Annotated in this window: 17 protein-coding genes; 7 read left to right on the forward strand and 10 right to left on the reverse strand. The window is 30.4% G+C overall.

Translation table 11 applies throughout. The annotated features are described in order from the left end of the window. Window positions 1-8: 8 nt before the first annotated feature. The 5 genes from CPAL_RS05755 to CPAL_RS05775 form a co-directional block, all read right to left on the reverse strand. Entirely contained in the window at window positions 9-824 is an 816-nt protein-coding gene (locus tag CPAL_RS05755; RefSeq protein ID WP_061858205.1) for an ABC transporter permease, read from the reverse strand. A gap of 55 nt (window positions 825-879) precedes the next feature. Then, window positions 880-1,869, reverse strand: coding sequence for an ABC transporter permease (locus CPAL_RS05760; RefSeq protein WP_061858147.1), 990 nt, complete (start codon window positions 1,867-1,869; stop codon window positions 880-882). A gap of 66 nt (window positions 1,870-1,935) precedes the next feature. After that, entirely contained in the window at window positions 1,936-3,543 is a 1,608-nt protein-coding gene (locus tag CPAL_RS05765; RefSeq protein ID WP_207654920.1) for an ABC transporter substrate-binding protein, read from the reverse strand. Between the two features lie 185 nt (window positions 3,544-3,728). Further along, window positions 3,729-3,920: a CooT family nickel-binding protein gene (locus CPAL_RS05770; protein ID WP_061858149.1), complete on the reverse strand. Its 192-nt coding sequence runs from the start codon at window positions 3,918-3,920 to the stop codon at window positions 3,729-3,731. 1 nt (window position 3,921) lies between these two features. Further along, window positions 3,922-4,335: a DUF3842 family protein gene (locus CPAL_RS05775; RefSeq protein WP_061858150.1), complete on the reverse strand. Its 414-nt coding sequence runs from the start codon at window positions 4,333-4,335 to the stop codon at window positions 3,922-3,924. Window positions 4,336-4,710: 375 nt separating this feature from the next. Here CPAL_RS05775 and safA point away from each other — a divergent pair, with 375 nt between their 5' ends. Next, a complete protein-coding gene (safA, locus tag CPAL_RS05780; protein ID WP_106024251.1) occupies window positions 4,711-5,343 on the forward strand; it encodes a SafA/ExsA family spore coat assembly protein in 633 nt (210 codons plus the stop codon). Window positions 5,344-5,416: 73 nt separating this feature from the next. Next, window positions 5,417-6,013, forward strand: a complete 597-nt coding sequence (locus tag CPAL_RS05785; protein WP_061858152.1) for a hypothetical protein — start codon at window positions 5,417-5,419, stop codon at window positions 6,011-6,013. A gap of 61 nt (window positions 6,014-6,074) precedes the next feature. Here CPAL_RS05785 and CPAL_RS05790 read toward each other — a convergent pair whose 3' ends face one another. Next, complete coding sequence (locus tag CPAL_RS05790; protein ID WP_061858153.1) at window positions 6,075-6,836, reverse strand: J domain-containing protein; 762 nt, start codon at window positions 6,834-6,836, stop codon at window positions 6,075-6,077. Between the two features lie 335 nt (window positions 6,837-7,171). On the opposite strand from CPAL_RS05790, the gene CPAL_RS05795 reads away from it, so the two are divergent. Further along, window positions 7,172-7,885 carry a CAP domain-containing protein gene (locus tag CPAL_RS05795; protein WP_061858154.1) on the forward strand — a complete coding sequence of 238 codons (714 nt, stop codon included), beginning with the start codon at window positions 7,172-7,174 and terminating at the stop codon, window positions 7,883-7,885. A 355-nt stretch (window positions 7,886-8,240) separates the two neighbouring features. Then, complete coding sequence (locus CPAL_RS05800; RefSeq protein ID WP_061858155.1) at window positions 8,241-8,750, forward strand: GNAT family N-acetyltransferase; 510 nt, start codon at window positions 8,241-8,243, stop codon at window positions 8,748-8,750. A gap of 87 nt (window positions 8,751-8,837) precedes the next feature. Here CPAL_RS05800 and CPAL_RS05805 read toward each other — a convergent pair whose 3' ends face one another. The 3 genes from CPAL_RS05805 to CPAL_RS05815 all read right to left on the reverse strand — a co-directional run bounded on the left by CPAL_RS05805 (window position 8,838) and on the right by CPAL_RS05815 (window position 12,019). After that, window positions 8,838-9,125 carry a DUF4491 family protein gene (locus CPAL_RS05805; RefSeq protein WP_106024252.1) on the reverse strand — a complete coding sequence of 96 codons (288 nt, stop codon included), beginning with the start codon at window positions 9,123-9,125 and terminating at the stop codon, window positions 8,838-8,840. 18 nt (window positions 9,126-9,143) lie between these two features. Then, window positions 9,144-10,448 (reverse strand): M18 family aminopeptidase, encoded by a 1,305-nt coding sequence (locus tag CPAL_RS05810; protein WP_061858157.1) that lies wholly within the window; start codon window positions 10,446-10,448, stop codon window positions 9,144-9,146. Between the two features lie 155 nt (window positions 10,449-10,603). Continuing rightward, the gene (locus CPAL_RS05815; protein ID WP_061858158.1) at window positions 10,604-12,019 is read right to left on the reverse strand and encodes a hypothetical protein; all 1,416 of its coding nucleotides are present in this window, start codon (window positions 12,017-12,019) and stop codon (window positions 10,604-10,606) included. Window positions 12,020-12,275: 256 nt separating this feature from the next. On the opposite strand from CPAL_RS05815, the gene CPAL_RS05820 reads away from it, so the two are divergent. From CPAL_RS05820 to CPAL_RS05830, 3 genes are all read left to right on the forward strand, one after another. After that, complete coding sequence (locus tag CPAL_RS05820) at window positions 12,276-13,451, forward strand: cation diffusion facilitator family transporter (RefSeq protein ID WP_061858159.1); 1,176 nt, start codon at window positions 12,276-12,278, stop codon at window positions 13,449-13,451. Between the two features lie 160 nt (window positions 13,452-13,611). Further along, window positions 13,612-15,606 carry a methyl-accepting chemotaxis protein gene (locus tag CPAL_RS05825; protein ID WP_061858160.1) on the forward strand — a complete coding sequence of 665 codons (1,995 nt, stop codon included), beginning with the start codon at window positions 13,612-13,614 and terminating at the stop codon, window positions 15,604-15,606. A gap of 121 nt (window positions 15,607-15,727) precedes the next feature. Then, window positions 15,728-16,837 carry a PRK06851 family protein gene (locus CPAL_RS05830; RefSeq protein WP_061858161.1) on the forward strand — a complete coding sequence of 370 codons (1,110 nt, stop codon included), beginning with the start codon at window positions 15,728-15,730 and terminating at the stop codon, window positions 16,835-16,837. A gap of 58 nt (window positions 16,838-16,895) precedes the next feature. On the opposite strand, the gene CPAL_RS05835 is transcribed toward CPAL_RS05830, so the two are convergent. Next, window positions 16,896-18,272 carry an MATE family efflux transporter gene (locus CPAL_RS05835; RefSeq protein ID WP_061858162.1) on the reverse strand — a complete coding sequence of 459 codons (1,377 nt, stop codon included), beginning with the start codon at window positions 18,270-18,272 and terminating at the stop codon, window positions 16,896-16,898. Window positions 18,273-18,544 lie beyond the last annotated feature (272 nt).

The following is an 18,544-nucleotide window of genomic DNA, read 5'->3' on the forward strand; positions in this document are numbered from 1 at the left end:
AGGTCCTCCTACTCATGTGCACTATTTGGATCAATAAGCATCTTCAAGTTATCGCCAAGTATATCAAACATAATAACTACTAACAAAAGTGCTAATCCAGGGAAAAATACAAGCCACCACATACCTGTACTTATATGTTTCATAGCCTCTGAAAGAATGATGCCAATAGCAGGCTTATCCAATGGTAGTCCAAATCCCAAAAATGTTACTGCTGCTTCGTGAAGTATTGCATGGGGAAATAATAGGATTAAGCCTATTATAAACTGAGGTATTACATGAGGCATTATATGTTTTTTTGCTATATTAAATTTACTGGTGCCCAACTTTTCTGCCACCTTAACATAATGTTTATTTTTTATTTCCATTACCTCTCCACGAATTACACGGGTAAGATTTGGCCAGTGCGTAAATGCCACTCCTATTACAACTCCTTTGAATCCTCTTCCAACCATAAAAGATATTAACATAAGTAAAATTATATGAGGAACACTCATAAATAAATCTACAAACCAACATATAATTTTATCTATTTTTCCTCCTAATGTTGCAGATATTAATCCAAATGTAAGAGCTATAAATCCACTTATAGTTGCAGCCAAAAGGCCTAGCAGTAAGCTTGTTGATAATCCCTTTATTGTACGAGCAAACATATCACGGCCTAGATAATCGGTTCCAAACAAATGTTTTAATGATGGTGCTAGACTCTTAGCCTCATAATTTGGTGCATAGGATTTAGGATTCATAGTAATTCCTATTATTGCAACAGCTAATAAAAATATAATTGCACATATTATTAAAAATAAAGTTTTCTTACGCCTGTTTATTCTTATCTTCTTTACGGTATTCTTATCCAAATCTATATAACTAGTAATCTCTAATTCACTCAAGTGATTCACCTACCCTTATTTCAGGATTTAATATTCCATAAAATATGTTGGCCATGAGATTTCCAACAAATACAAAAACTGCACTAAATAAAGCTATTCCTAGCAATAAAGGTACATCCCCCTTCAATCCTGCTGTGGTTGCAGCATTCCCAAGGCCAGGATATGAAAATACCTGTTCTGCTAGAACACTTCCTCCAAACAATTCACTAAAGGAAGCAAATTGTAATGTAACTGCAGGTATAGCTATGTTTCTTATACCATGCCTTCTGACAGCTGTCCACTTAGACTCGCCTCTTGCAATTGCAAATAACATATAATCACTATTAAGCACGTCTATTAATTTTTGTCGTGTATGAAGGGCTATATTTGCAACTCCTGTAATACTCAAAGTTAATGATGGTAAAATCAGGTGACGTATTCTATCCATAAATGTAACCTCTTCTTCTAACTTTCCAAGGGGAGCCGCAAGTCCAAGAGGAAACCACTTTAATTTTACAGAAAATATGATCAACATTAATAACCCAAACCAAAAGGTTGGTGTTGATGACATTAGCAAGCAAAAGTTCTTAATAATTTTATCCAGAATACCTCCTTTATTTGTACCTGACATAACTCCAAGGAAAAACCCCAGTATTCCAGATAGTACCCATGCTGAAGCCATAAGTGCAAGAGAAGTTTTAAATCTCTCTCCTATTATTTTTGTTACAGGCTGACGATAAGTAAGAGATTCTCCCATATCCCCATGTAATATATTTGTTATCCATATGGTATATCTTTCTACAGGTGATTTATTTAATCCCCAGTATTCAGCTATATTTTCTCTCTGTTCTTGAGATACGGTAGATTCTGCTCCCACATAGGACTCAACAGGATCAATTGGAGATGATATAACTAATATAAATGTTAAAACACTAACTCCAAATAAGAGAAGAAGCATACGAATAAAATTTGAAAATATAAATCTTAAAAAATTTCTGCTCATTTTTTCTCCTTTCTTATAATTAAGATAGCCATAAGTAAGCTCATGGCTATCTTAATTAAGTATATTCTATTTCCAGCTCCATTCATTTAGATTTGCAATTATAGGAACACCATGCCCATGAGGGTGTATTAGCTGATCTCCTAAATCAAGTCCGTCCCTTACAAAGTAGGTATGGTCAATATTTACTATCCACAAAAATGGATAATCTACACTTATTCCTGTTGCTCCGTCCCATTGAGCTAGCTTCCAGTTCTTTATAGCTTCTTCTATAGTAGTTGCATCCAGAGCCTTTTCTATATAGCTATCAACTTTTTCATTTTTATAGCTGGATATATTAAGAAGTCCTACAGGTTCTAACTTTGAATAATTTGTATCATGAAGTGCTATAGGACTATAGCTTCCACTGCCATATACAGTTGGAACGTTACGCACTATTTTCTTACATTCATCCCATGCTTTTGCTTCAGCTTTTATATTTATTCCTAACTTTTTAGCATCTTCACTTAAAGCAACTGCAAGATTATAACGCTGAAGATCATCAGTACGTCCTGTAATTGTGAATTCAGCCTTTATACCATTTTTCTCACGAATACCATCGTTATCTGTGTCTACCCATCCTGCTTCTTCCAATATTTTAATAGCTTCGTCAACTCTATTATCCTCAAATACGGTTTCTTCATTAAACCATGGTAACCCATCTACTTCTCCATAAGCTGGAACACCTATACCATTTAATGCATTTTGTATTATAGTTTTACGATCTATACCTATATTTAAAGCCTTTCTTATTGCTAAATCACATGTTACATTGTTTCCTATAATTGTGCCGTCCTTTAAAGTTTTTTCAGGTATAACTGGAAGATTAATGCCTCTATTATCAACAGTTTTCAATCTTTCTAAATGCATTCCTTTTACCTTTTCTTTTGCATATTCAGGATTTATCATAACTACATCAAGTTGACCTGATTTTGCACTTGCAAGAGCAGCATCTTCATCTAATTCAAGAATTGTAATTTTTTTAAACTTCGACTTTTCCCCATAATAATATTCATTTGGTACGAGTATTAACTGCTGTCCTTTGTCCAGCTGTGCCACTTTAAATGGACCAGATCCAATAGGATTATCAGCATAACTATCTTTGTTATATGCATGCTTTGGAACTATTCCCAATAATGCAGTAGTAGATGTAAATGGTGAATATTTTCTATTTAAAGTAAATTCCACTGTATATTTATCCTTTGCAACTGCACTCTTAAGCATTGTTAAATCCACACTTGATCCACTATTCTTTGCTGTTAAATATGTAAACACCACATCTTCTGCTGTCAAAGGTTGTCCATCAGAAAACTTAACATCCTTACGAAGCTTAAACGTGTATTTTAATCCATCATCACTAATAGAATAATCAGCGGCTAAATCATTTTGCAAATTTATATTCTTATCAAATTTAAGCAATGTACTATGAAATATATTAAGTCCACCAGTGATTCCAAACCCTATAGTAGGATCATATCCTCCATCTGTCATTCCATGACCTACATAAATAACCAACTCATCCTTATCTTTTCCATAACTGCTGTTACTTTCATCAGATGCAGAACCGCACCCCGTAAACAATAATGCTGTTGTAATTACCGCCACTAATACTTTTCCTAATTTCTCCCAAATTTTCATTATTTGTCCCCCCATTAAATAATATTACTTAGCAAAAGTGTTATTTAACTAAAAAAACCATGAAGATTAATCCGACTTACAAATCGGATTTAAAACCTTCATGGTTTTATTTTTTTATTAACTTTTATTGTGAAGCTCAAGTCTTAACTTTATGGTATGTCTTTTATAATTTATTGTAAATAATTTTATAATTTTTCGAGTATAATACGATGCTCTACGAGCTTCATTTCCTTTATTTTTGCTTTCACTATCTTTCTTTGGCTAAAAATATTTTCTAAAAACAACCCTTCATCTGTAGGAACAACCTTATCCACAGATTCTAATAATAATTTTTCATTTCCATCATTATCAAGAAAGTATACATTAGCTTCGCACATGCTATTCACCTCTTTGAACCTTCACTATTTGAATTGCATCATCTATGTAATGAGGAAGTGGTTTATTTTCAACTCCAGCAACTATTACATTACATCTGTTTAGTGGAATAAGTACTTTTTTTGCTGGACTTTCAGATATAGCTTTGGCCATTTGGGGTGTCAATTCACCTAGTAATGAATTGGCACAAACTATCCCTATTGGCCCTAAAATTAAATCAACCTTAGAAACATTGTAACAAATAGCGTTTTCTCCTGTTGCTCCTTCATTGGCACCAGCTTTAAGCATCAATGAAGTTGCTAAAGAGTTAGTTCCTAGAGCAATAATTTCAATCGTATCCTCAAATTCTTTTCTGAACTTTTCAACAATAGCTTTACCAATTCCTCCACCTTGTCCATCTACAACTGCAATTCGCATTTTATCCCTCCAACAACTAAATTATTATATATTATATCAAAAAATCAAGCGGAAGAATTTTCTTTTTTTGCCTAGTAAATATCACCTATAAATTTCTAAAATAAATAGCTCACAAAGGTTAGTAAAATACTTAGGCCCTTCGTGAGTCTCATTATCATTAACTATTAAATTATTAATAAATAAATATTTATTATAGAAACCTTCATGGTTTCGTTTTCAATACAAATATATCACAAAAATCTAAGTTTTGTCAACGACCTTAAAGAATATTAGTGTAGTCAAAATCCTTCCTTTGCTTCCTCCAACTTCATATAGACCTGAAGGTTGTATATTGTTATGCTAAGAATGTAATCATTTAAGGAAGGAAAAATTTTTATGTTTAAATTTAAGAAATCTAAAATATTTTTATCTTCATTAGCAATTGGAATCACTGTTTTTGCTAGTAGTGCTTATGCTCAATCAGTAGTTTACACAGTAAAACCTGGAGATAGTATGTGGAAGATCGCATCTAAGTATCAAGTTGGCGTAAGTGAGTTAATCGCAGCAAATCCTAGTATAAAAAATCCTAATGTCATATATCCAAATCAAAAAATCACTATTCCTACTATTGATGATGTAAAGGCTTTTGAGAAGGAAGTAGTAAGACTAACCAATGTGGAAAGAGCAAAGTATGGATTAAAACCTTTAACCGAAAACTGGGAACTTTCAAGAGTCGCTAGATTTAAATCTCAAGATATGATTGATAAGAAATATTTCGATCATACATCTCCAACATACGGTTCTCCATTCACTATGATGAAAAACTTTGGAATTAAATATACTGCAGCAGGTGAAAACATTGCCTACGGACAAAAAACTCCACAGGAAGTAGTTAATGCATGGATGAATTCCCCAGGCCATAGAGCAAATATATTAAACACAAACTATACTCAAATAGGTGTAGGCTTTGCAAAGAACAGCAGCGGTACTCCTTACTGGACTCAAATGTTTATAAATCCCGGGAAATAACTACACTTATTTCTAGTGTCAATTTTTTATTAAGTTCATAAAATGTTATGGAGAGTAATAATAGAGGTAAGACATGGAAACTTCATGTGCTTCTGACAGAAAAAATCCAGCAACTTTAAATATTGATACTATTAGTATTCTAGATGCAACCATTGAAAGAGTTTTTACAAGTGGAAACTCAAGATATATAACAATATCTTATGTATTTATAAATGAGTACTCAATGGTTTATAAGAATTATATTACTTTAGTAGTAGGTCCTGATACATTGATACTAAATCCTTTTGGAGAGAGTTTTCCATTTAACTCTTTAAGACCAAAACTCTTTGTAGATGCTGATTTTTCTCGTACTATGACATTTAGTATTCCTCCCCAGGCAAGAGCTTTTAAAATAATTGTTAATTATAAAAATTGGCCTTTTAATAGCAGATTTTTCACACTTCTAGATGTAGATTATAACAATAGACTTATTTACACAGGTATGGCTGATGATATATATAGTCAAATAAAATTTACAATAAATGACTCAACACAAATTCTGGACAACACAGCTAAAATAATAAAACTGGAAGACTTAAATCCTGGTGAGGCAGTAAAAATAGATTATGCAACTTTTATGACATCTAGTATTCCTCCTCAAACTACAGCATTTAGAATACAAACCGTTTAAAAAGGAGATGACCTTTAATCATCTCCTTATTTTTTAGCTATTTTTACAAAAATTTAATGCTCTAAAAAACAAAGTCCTTTAATATATCATTTATTGCTTTAAGAACTTTTAATATAAACTTTAAAATATAAGGTAAAAAGAATGATGCTAATAACACTGAAACAGCTAAAATTAGTATATTGTAATTTATAGTTTGTCCTAATTTTTTAACCTGATACAGATGTATAGCTCCTATAGATATAGATCCAACAATTAATAATTTGGTTGCTATCCATGAAATTATATTTATAATCTCACATAATAATATTATTACTGATAATATAGCTATTATTGGTAAAGCTAGCATTTTTAATGGCAACATAAGCAAATCAAATATTTGTTTAGCACTACCTTTAGAACTTTCCTTAACATTTTTTTGTTTTTTTCTCTTTTCTTTTTTATTATCATTTAATTTACTTCTGTTATATCTATTTTGTGAATGTACTTTTTGCATTAAATTATTCTTTTTTATACTATTACCTCGTCCTCTGCTTTTTGAATTATGTCTGTGTATATTTTTGTTATTTGTATTGTCATTAGCATCTAACTCTTCTTGCATTTCTTGTGAATTTATAATTAATGTTGCGTTTCTATCAATTGATTGATTTTCCTCTAAACTCATTAAAGCTTCATATGCCTCATTGAACAACTTCAAAAACTCATTAAGTCGTTTTTCATTAACCACTTCCTTTTTTATTTTTTCTACATGTTTTTCATAAGCTTTCTTTATTTCTTCTTTTGATGCATTTTCTTTTATACCTAATATTTTATAATAATCAGTCATTTCTTCTCTCCATTTAAAATATAATGAATAGTACTTTTATTTCTATATTACCATTTCCTCAAATATTATAATTAAAATTGAAAAATTTTAAGTGTCATATTTATTATGTTCTTTTAGTACATAAATGTAAATAAACTTTATTAAATATTAAAAAAAACTTATTAGAATGTTTTTAAAGACTTCACATAATGGAATTATTGAGTTCATATTTACTATCTATAATTTTAAATAAGTTCTTTAAGAACAGCAAAAATTGAAACGGAAATTATATTAAATCTTTCCCCATCTCAGTTTAATATAATTTCCTTTCAGTTAAATTTTAGGAGGTTTTATTAATGAAAAAAAACATTAAAATGATGATAGCATCATTAGCTATAGCTGGAGCATTACCAACTATAATCCCAACTACAGCAATAGCAGCTCAAACTAATTGCACTACTTCAATATCAATTCAACAAAACTGGTTAAAAGACTTTTTAAATAAATATCCTCAATTTAAGAATTGTAAAATTATTACCAACGTAAATACAAATACTAAAACAAAGCAAACTTCAAATAACACTATAACACCTACAAAGCCAACGGAAACTACAACTTCTAAACCTGCAGATTCTGAAACAAGTAAACCAACACAAAATAATGAACAAACTTCTACTATAAGTGCTGAAGCAAATAAAGTAATAGAATTAGTTAATGCAGAAAGAAGTAAAAATGGACTAGCTCCTCTTAAGGCTAATGCAGAATTATCAAAAGTTGCAGTAGCAAAAGCACAGGATATGATAGACAAAAATTATTTTGATCACAATTCACCAACATATGGTTCACCATTTGATATGATGAAAAAATTTGGTATTTCTTATATAGCAGCTGGAGAAAACATTGCTTATGGACAAAAAACTCCATCCGAAGTAATGAACGCATGGATGAACTCTTCAGGCCATAGAGCAAACATCTTAAATGCTAACTTCACTGAAATAGGTGTTGGAATGGTTAAAAAAGCAGATGGAACTCCATACTGGGTTCAAATGTTTATAAACCCTGGAAAATAACTAGGTTTATTAAAATAGGAAATTGTTAAGGTACAATTTCCTATTTTTTATGTTCTATTTGTAGTCGATCTTCTCCTTTCATTTGAAAAAATAATTATACTGTTTATGTGGTCAACTATAGATAAAATTGAAAATTGCGGAATTTTGATTCTGGAGTTGAATATAATCATGTAGAGAATAATTCAAGAGGGAAATGGAGATATACGCATTTTTCATTAGTTAAACTCTCCTAAACCCACTTATGTCATTTTACTTACTGGAAATAAAGTGGTAAGATTTCCATGTAAGTGGAAACCTATCTTAGATATTTTATGTCTAAGATGGGTTTTATTATATTTTAAGGAGAGATGCAATAATGAAGGCTGTTAAAGTGCGATTACGGCAGGAGGTCTTTTCATCAGATGCCTGGAAAATTATCCAGTGGATGGATGATACTGAAATAACCCAGTACCTGAATGAAAGCCAAAATGTAGGTAATAGCATTAGGCAAGTCATAAGTAGGGTAAATATGCCCATATTAACACATTTATTTAATCAAAATGGAAGTTTCTTTATTTTAACAACCATTGATAATGAACCTATTGGCTTTTTAAGGCTTGTTCCCAAAGGAAATAATGTAGAAATGGTAATTGTTATAGGAGATAAAGAAAAATGGGGAATGGGCTTTGGAACTAATGCAATTTTTCAAGGCTTAAAACATTCATTCTTCAATTGGAAAGCAGATAAAGTTATTGCTAAGATTAAATTAAAAAATAATCGTTCAATTCGTGCCTTTAGTAGAGTTGGATTTAAAAAAGAAAAGGATCTTATTAAAGAAGCTCAGTATTCTATATCTATAGACGAATTTTTAAAATTAGCTGTTTAAGTATAGAAAGGACTGTCTCAAATTCTTCTTTTGAAACAGTCCCTTTGTTATATCATCTTCTAGTTTAAAACTAATAATATCAAAAATTTATCTTTCCCTTGATGGCTTCTTTGGAAACCAACCCTTTTCAACCCTTTTTTCTTGTTCAAAGAGCTCAAGAATACTCCAGAAACATGCAAATGCAGTTACTCCCATAAGTATTGAAATCAAACTATTATCAATAATCACAGAAAAAATAAGAAGAATCAATCCAGATATCAAAAATACTGGCCAGATTTTTGTGCCAAAATGGTATTCCCCTTTAATTACGATAGGATGGAAAATTCCAATTATTATGAATGAGGCCAAGCCAATAATAATACCATCTAAATTCATAATATCCCCCCATTGAACTTAATGCAATTCATAAAACTTCTTAAATACCCTTGCTACATAATAATGATCCATAACTCCACAAAGTTCTCTTATAGAGTGCATAGCAAGCATTGGAGTTCCTATATCAACAGAAGGTATATTTATATGAGTTGAAGATATTGGCCCTATAGTAGAACCTCCTCTCTCATCAGAGCGATTTACAAACTTCTGAACAGGAACTCCTGCCTTTTCACATAAAGAAACAAAGATTGAAGTTGAATAACTGTCAGATGTATAACTTTGACTTGCAGCGATTTTAACAGCTGGCCCTTTATTTATAAACGGTCTATTTGTAGGGTCACTCTTTTGTCCTTTGTTAGGATGAACAGCATGTGCTGCATCAGCTGATATCATAAAGGATTTAGCTAATACTCTAAAGAAATCATCTCTATTTCCATCTAAGGATAAAACTATTCTCTCTAGCACATTTGACAGCATCTCTGAGTCAGCTCCCTGTTTTGTAGCACTGCCTACTTCTTCATTATCAAAGCACACCAACACATTAGTAGACACAGGATTTTCTGCATTAATCAAAGCATGAACTCCTCCATGAACTGCTTCTAAATCATCCAATCTTGAGGAAGATATAAATTCATTATTTATTCCTATAATACTTCCTTTTTCATATTCATATAAGAATAAGTCAAAATCTAAAATATCTTTATAGTCAACCTTTAACTCATCAGCTATTACCTTAGCAAGATAATTATCCTTTTCAAATTTCTCATTTATAAGTCCTAATATTGGAAGAGTATCTACTTGTTTATTTAGTTCTATACCTTCATTTACCTTTCTATTCATATGTATAGCAAGATTTGGGATTATCATTACTGGTTTTTTTATGTTTAAAAGCTTTACTTTAGGGTTTAGTATATTTTTTCCCTTTATTATTACTCTTCCCGCCAATGATAATGGTCTATCAAACCATGTATTTAATATAGGTCCGCCATATACCTCTGTATTTAATTTTATATAGCTATTTTCTGATGTCATTTCTGGATTAGGTTTAACTCTAAAGCTTGGTGAATCTGTATGGGCTCCTATAATTCTAAAACCGTTTTCTTCAATTTTTTCATTTCCTACAGTAAAAGCTATTAAAGCAGAATGATTTTTAATCATAAAATATTTTTTACCTTTTTCAAGCTTCCATTTTTCTTCTTCTTTTAATTGCTTAAATCCATTTTGCTCTAGAGTATTCTTAACATTTTCTACCGCATGAAATGCTGTTGGGCTTTCATATATAAAATCTATGAGTTCTTTTGCAAATTCTAATTCTTTTGTCATGTTCTTACCTCCATAAAATTAACTGCTTATATGTTAAGTATAACAAAATTGGAGTATTTTATCACAGAGGTAAGTAAACTTTATAAAAAAATTGCAATGCAATTTTCTTAACTGTAGAAGTGGAGGCACCATATGTGCCTCCACTTTGAACTACTTTATGTAGTAGAATAGTTATCTGTTATATTCTCTACTACTACGACCTCCTGAGATGTCATATTCATAAGGTCTATATAGTTTACTGAATTTTCTTCAGTAACCTTTGGCATATCTTCTACCTTAACATCTCCATTTATATTAGTTATATTTGAATCTAAGTTAATTGTTACTGTATAAGATGAATTTGGATTAATCTGTTCTTTTAATTCGGTATTTCCCTCACCAGCCATTGAAGCTATAGCAGCTGGATTAATATTTATCTTAATTTTTCCATTTTGATATGAAACATATCCTTCTTTATTAACTCCTATATCAAATGTTATATCAAAGTTCATTACATCTTTAAGCTGATTTAATACTGGTAAAGCTTGCTCTAAAGCTGCATAAAATTCTTCATTTGAAAGTTTTGAAGCGTTAGGATCAAGTGCCATAATTTCATCTAAATAAGCTTTAACTGTTCCCATCATCTCTTCATCTTTTAGCATATCTCCGATAATTCCTATTAAATCATCAGTATCAATATTTACTGAATAAGCTTTTGCTAATCCTTTCTTTCCATCAGCGTCTACCTTTGCAAGTTCTTTTCTTTCAACTATACCATACTTAGCATCTGCAATTTTTATAAATTCCTCAAAACTCTTGGTAAATTTCGTATTAAACCTAGATGCTGCATCTATAATTTTTCTCATATCTGGTATTGCTCCAGCTTGCTCCATTGCAGGATTTTTCATCATTTCTGCAAAGTCAAAAACTATATAATCCTTGTTTGAAAGAGCTGGATTTGAGACTTTTAACATTTCAGGAACTTGAATTATATATTTGATTTGCGGAATGCTGCCTGAAATATCTACGTCTGCCCAAATATTCATTTTGACTTCTTGTCCCATAAGATTTGCATTAACATTTCCTGAAACCTTAGCTTTTGTGTTTTCTTCACCTGCAAATTTTATTTTGGAATTTATATTCATATTTAAAATTGCCTTTATCATAGCAAGCTGCTGTTCTTCTTCTTTAGATAGATTTTTCCCATCAAAATTTATTCCAAAATTCTTTTCAATTTCTCCGGTGATGATTTCTGCATTTAATGCATTTGCAGCTATTAGTTCATCAATTGCTGGTTTTTCTGTTCCTCTATCTGCATATACATCTAAAAGATACTTATAAGCTGATCTATATAGACCATCTCTCAAGGTAGCTAATGCCTTTCTAGCTGCTTTTATATTTTCTTCGGTAGGATTTAAATTAAGCTCCTTTAGTATATTATATGCTTCTATATCTAAATCTTTTTGTGTCTTTGCACTAGTGATTTGTACATCCTCATTTGTTGCCGCAAAGGCTCTTACAGGTGAAATTCCTGCTCCTCCTATTAATATTCCTGCTGCTAAAACCATAGAAACAATTTTTTTACCCTTCATAAATATATCCTCCCACTTAACTTTTCAATATAGTATTTGAACATTTTACCATATATCTATACATTTTACCTCATTTTTCCTTGAATTTCAACCTATATATACTTGCTTTAAAAACTTATTACTGTGCTAATACTAAAGAAAGAACCTATTTTAATTTGTTATAAATTTAATGTAATACAAATTTAATTTTTAATATAAACATGATATTATTAATAAGATATAATTTTTTAATTCTAATTGTTATGGAGGAAATAATATGTTATCTCGCTTTTTAGTAACTAAATTCGTAAAAGACTACGAAAACATAAGCAATAGTAAGGTTAGAGATTCTTACGGTTATCTAGGCGGTATAGTTGGAATAATAGTCAATATAATCTTGTTTTTAGTAAAACTATTTGTAGGATTAATTGCAAAAAGTATTGCTGTTACTGCAGATGCCTTTAACAACCTATCCGATGCACTATCATCTATAATAACTATAGCAGGATTTAAATTTGCCTCAAAGCCTGCTGACGAAGAACATCCTTTTGGACATGGAAGAATAGAATATCTGTCTGGATTGTTAGTAGCTTTTATGGTTATGCTTGTAGGATTTGAATTTATTAAGTCTTCTTTTAATAGAATTATAAATCCTAACAAGGTAAATTTTGATCTCATACCTTTTATACTAATATTAGTATCTATAGGAGCAAAGATTTGGCTCAGCAGATTTAATAAATATATTGGAAAGAAAATAAATTCTTCAGCTCTTCAGGCTTCTTCATTAGACGCCTTAGGAGACGTTATAACTTCCAGTACTGTAGCTTTATCTCTACTACTTTCTAAGTGGATCAGTATTCCCATAGATGGATATATAGGAATTTTAGTATCTTTATTTATTCTATACTCTGGTTACTCTTTAATAAAAGATACTATAAATCCTATTTTAGGTGAAGCTCCAGATCCTGAATTTGTAAAAGAATTAGAAAGTGATGTATTAAGATATGATTGTATAACTGGTGTTCATGATATAATAATTCACAACTATGGACCCGGAAGAAGAATGGCTTCTCTTCATGTTGAAGTTCCATGCAATATATCTGTGGTAAAAATTCACGAAATAATTGACACCATGGAAAGAGAACTCTCTAAAAAACACAATATGTTTCTAGTAGTTCATATGGATCCTATAAATACAAATGATAAAGAAGTAGAATCTGCAAGAATGGAGTTGGAGAGCATTTTAAAACTTTTTCCAGAAATTAAATCTTACCATGATTTTAGAGTTGTTGGTGAAGGAGATTATAAAAATTTAATTTTCGATATAGTAGTTTCTCCAGATTTTAATATTGAAAAGAAAAGTGATCTTCTAGAAACTAGACTAAACGAAGAACTAAAAAAACTCCATCCAAAATATAACGCCATGATTACAATTGACAAAGATTACTTATAATTAGAAAATTGTCTAGCATTTTTCTCTTCACAATCCCCTTATAAGATGATATAATTTACTTATTTATGTTTAATATGTTTAATAATTCTACAATTAGTATCTCTTTCAATAACTAAATAATTATTCATTATAGTATTATCTTTAAGGGGGAATTTACTTAATGTTTAAAGTAAAAACACTAAAAGGCAGATTATCTTTACTCTTATGTATATCAGTAGTAATACCTATGGTGTTCATTTCGCTGTTTAATTACCATATGCAAAATAACACATCTAGAGAAGACTTCTATAAGCTAATGGAAAGTGCGTCTGATAATGTATCTTCTATTATAACAGATATTGTAAAATATAATATGCAATCTGTAGATATGTTATCGGAAAACGAATACATAATAAATGTAACTCAAACGCCAGCCATGGAAGCACCTATGATGAAATTTCTGTATACTTTTAGAGATACCCACAATGATGTTTTAACAGCTTATTTTGGGAATACTCTTGGCAAGCAATATGCTACTGTTGATAAAATTCCTGAAGGCTTTGACCCAAGGACACGTCCTTGGTTTAAGGATGCCATGGCATCTAATGGAAAAACTATTATCACCTCTCCTTATGAGGATTCAAATGAAAAAGGAAGATATGTTATAACTATTTCTAAAACAGTAAAAGATTCAAAGGGAAATGTTGTTGGGGTTGTTGGAACAGATATATCTCTTTCTTATCTTTCCGACGTTGTGGCCAATATAAAACTTGGTGAAAATGGCAATGCTGCTGTAATAGATGATTCTGGAAAGATTATAGCAATAAACAATAAAAACCTATTAGGTAAAACTTCTAAAGAAGAACCTTGGATTAATGATGCAGTAAAAAATATAAATACTAATTCCTTAATAACTATAGATGGAACTAATTATATTTCATATACTACCGAAAATAAGTTAACAGGATATAAAATTATTTCACTAATTCCAGAAGTTGAATTAAATTCTATTCTGTCTAAGGCAAGAAATTCTGTAATATTTGCTAGTTTGATATTCCTAATTATTGCTCTAATTATAGGAAATATATTTGGAGAACAAATTTCAAAGTCCATAAATAGACTGATTAGCATGATTGAACGCATCAGTAAAGGTGACTTTTCTCAATCTATTCAATATAATAAAAAGGATATTTTAGAGGTTAAGGCAGTATCAAATTCATTAAATATTATGATAGAGGATATAGGAAACCTTCTTAAGCATATTAAAGATTCTTCTATTAATCTTAAAAAATCCTCTGAAAATTTAGTAACTTTATCTGAAGAATCTAGTGCAGCTTCAGAACAAATATCTCAAGCTGTTCAAAATATTTCTATCAGTACACTAGAACAGTCCTCTGAATTAAAAAATATTTCAAACTTCATTGCTGATCTTGAAAAAGAAGTTAACAATTCTATTGAAAATAGCAAGATTATGAATGAAGCTTCAATTAAAGTGAGTGAAAGTGTGTCTAATGGTATGAACAGTATAAATGATCTAAAAAAGAATTATAAGCTCAATTCTGAGGCTACTGATAAACTTTTAAATGAAGTAGATATTTTAGATAAAAGTTCTCAAAGAATAATGACAATAACAGATAGTATTAAAAGTATTACAGAGCAAACTAATCTTTTAGCTCTAAATGCTAGTATTGAAGCTGCACGAGCCGGCGAGGCTGGACGCGGATTTGCTGTAGTTGCTGAAGAGGTAAGAAAACTAGCTGAGGAGTCTGGTAAATCTGCGGCTGAAATAAACGAAGTTTTAAATGATATGCACCATAATATAAATTTGATTATAGATGGAATAAGAAGCAGTAAATCCCTAAATGATTTAACAGGCAGCAGTGTAAATGTTACAAGTTCAAGTTTTGAAAGCATATTAAAAGATTTAAAAACTTTACAGCTTCACATTAATACTGTAACTTCTTCTTTAGATAATATAAACTCTCATAAAAATAAGGTTATAGAAAATGTATCTAGCACTTTAAGTCTGTCAGAAAACATAGCCTCAACTACCGAAGAAGTCAGTGCATCAACAGAAGAACAATCTGCTTCATTCACTCAAGTTGTAACTCTTGCAGAATCTCTAGCAGCTCTTGCAACTACATTGGAAGAAAACATAGAAAAATTCAATATCTAATTCCGATTTTATCATTTAAATAGAAATATTTTACATCGTAAAATATTTCTATTATTTTGTGCAACTATTTTCACATTTCTGAATATAATTATAGAGAATATGAAAATAGGAGTGTGATTTTATGAAAGGCGAATTTAAGCATTTTTTCCCTGGTAGCAACACGTCAAAAGGCTTCTATTCCTTTTATAGGTATATACTTCCTCAAGAAACTGCTAGAAGAATATTCTGCATAAAGGGAGGACCCGGTACTGGAAAATCCTCATTTATGAAGAAAATTGGACAATATTTTAATGAAAAAGGATATGATGTTGAATATCACCACTGCTCTTCTGACAATAACTCCTTAGATGGAGTTGTTATTAAAGGATTAAATGTTGCATTTATAGATGCAACAGCTCCACATATTGTAGATCCAATAAACCCTGGTGCAGTAGATGAAGTATTAAACTTTGGTGATTTTTGGAATGAAAGAGGTTTTAGTGATTACAAAAATTCTATAATATCAATTAACAAGCAAATAGGTAAGATATTCAAAAGAGCTTATAGATATATAGGAGCTTCTAAAACTATTCATGATGATTGGAGTTTTTACAACAATGAAGCCTTAAACAATTCTAAATTAAATTTACTTAAAGAGGATCTGAAGAAGGAAATTTTGGGGGATATTCCTATATCTAATACTGGAATAGATAGACACTTATTTGCTACAGCCTTTACTCCAAATGGCATAATTACCTATATAGATTCAATATATAAAAATTATAAGAGAGTTTATGTTTTAAACGGAGAACCAGGTACAGGGAAAACTAGTGTTTTATCTTATATATGTGACGAAGCTTTAAAAAGAGGCCTTTCAGTAGAGGTATATCATGATCCTTTAATTCCTGAAAGGATAGAACACTTGCTTATTCCTAATTTAAGCATAGCCTTACTTACTTCTAATGAAATAAACAATAGAAATTTTGTTGGCAACCAAATTAACATGAAAGACCTTTTAAACCAAAAACTTCTTGAAAAGTCCTATGAGGAAATTACAGAAGCTAGAGATACCTTCTATTTATTACTAAACAAAGGCTTATCTATAATTTCCAAAGCTAAAGCTCTTCACGATGAACTTGAAAAATGTTATATTCCAAATATGGATTTTGATAAGGTTGAAAATAAATTTAATGAAATTATAACTAGACTTTTGAAATACGAAAAGGAATATAAATCTAATATATTACGATAATTTAAATAAAGATATTTTTAAAATATCAATAAGAAGTTCCATCATGTGGAACTTCTTATTATATAACTACCTCTGCCTCTTTAACTGGTTGATTTTCTTCTTTTCCTAAACTTTTAATTCCTCTATATAAGAATATTGCAGTAATAATAGAAGAAATCGTATCTGCAACCGGTCCAGATATCCACACCCCATTTATTCCAAAAATTGTTGGCAAAATTAATAACATAGGTATTAATATTAGCACCTGTCTAGATAAAGATAAAAGCATAGATACTTTAGCTCTTCCTATAGCTTGGAAATAGTTAGCTCCAACTATTTGAAAGCCTATTAATGGAAGCATGCATAAAAATCTTCTTATGCCACTAACACCTATCTTTAGAAGTTCCTTATCATTACTATTAAATATTCCAATTATAGCTGCTGGGAACACTTCTACAGATATAAATCCTAAAATTCCAATCAAAACACCACCAATTATAGCTAATTTAAGTGTCTCCTTTATTCTGTCATATTGCTTAGCTCCATAGTTATATCCAATTATAGGCTGAGCTGCTTGGTTTACAGATATCATAGACATTATAATAACCATACTAACACTATTTATTATTCCCATGGCTCCAATGGCTAAATCTCCACCATAGTTTATTAATTGTTTATTTAACAATATATTTATAGCACTAGAAGCTATTTGTATAGCAAAAGGTGACATACCAATTGAAACAATTCCTATAACAATCTCTTTTTCTATTTTAAAATTTTCCTTTTTCAATTTTACCACACTATTTTTTCCTGTAAAATGAGAAATAACCCATATTGCACTTACAAACTGAGATATAATTGTAGCTAAAGCAGCTCCTTTAACTCCCATATGGAATACAAAAATAAAAACTGGGTCTAATATTATATTAAGCCCTGCTCCAATAAGCATTGTACACATAGCAATTTTAGGATTTCCCTCTGAACGAATTGTATTATTTAACCCAAAACCTGTATTTTGAAATACTGTTCCAAATAAAATTATCCCTAAATAATCATTAGCAAACTGTATTGTATTATCACTAGCTCCAAAAGATCTAAGAAGTGGTCCTTTTATTATAAATGATAATATACTTACAAATATAGATACAAGTATTAACATTATAAAGGCATTCCCAAGAACCTTATTTGCTTTATTTTTATCTTTTTTCCCTAAATTTATAGAAACAAGTACTGCTGTCCCCATTCCTATAAGCATACCAAATCCTTGCGCTATAATCATAATTGGGAAAGTAACACTTAATGCTGCTAGTGCTAAGGAACCAACTCCTCTTCCTATATATATTCTATCTACTATGTTATATAATGCACCAACCATTGTTCCAACTATAGCAGGAATGAAAAACTTTATCAAAAGTTTTAAGATCTTTTCTTGTCCTAATTCATTAGTTTTATCCATACACATTTCCCCCTTTATAATTTTATTTCAACTTAATATTTATCAACAAATCTATATTAAAATGTAAATTTATTTAATTCAGTTATATTCGCAACTTTGTTATTATACACTATTTACTCTTTCATTTCAAGTTTAAAAGTATAAATACAGAGATTTCGCATCTAATTTCCAGTAAAGCTTTTTTCTTTATAGGAAATTAGATTTTTTCTATTTTATTGAAATTTTGGAAGGGAAAAAGGCCGTAGGCCATGTATATAGATACACCTTCCCCC

Origin of the sequence: Clostridium thermopalmarium DSM 5974 (genome assembly GCF_002995795.1) — a bacterium.
GTDB classification, from domain to species: Bacteria; Bacillota; Clostridia; order Clostridiales; family Clostridiaceae; genus Clostridium_H; species Clostridium_H thermopalmarium.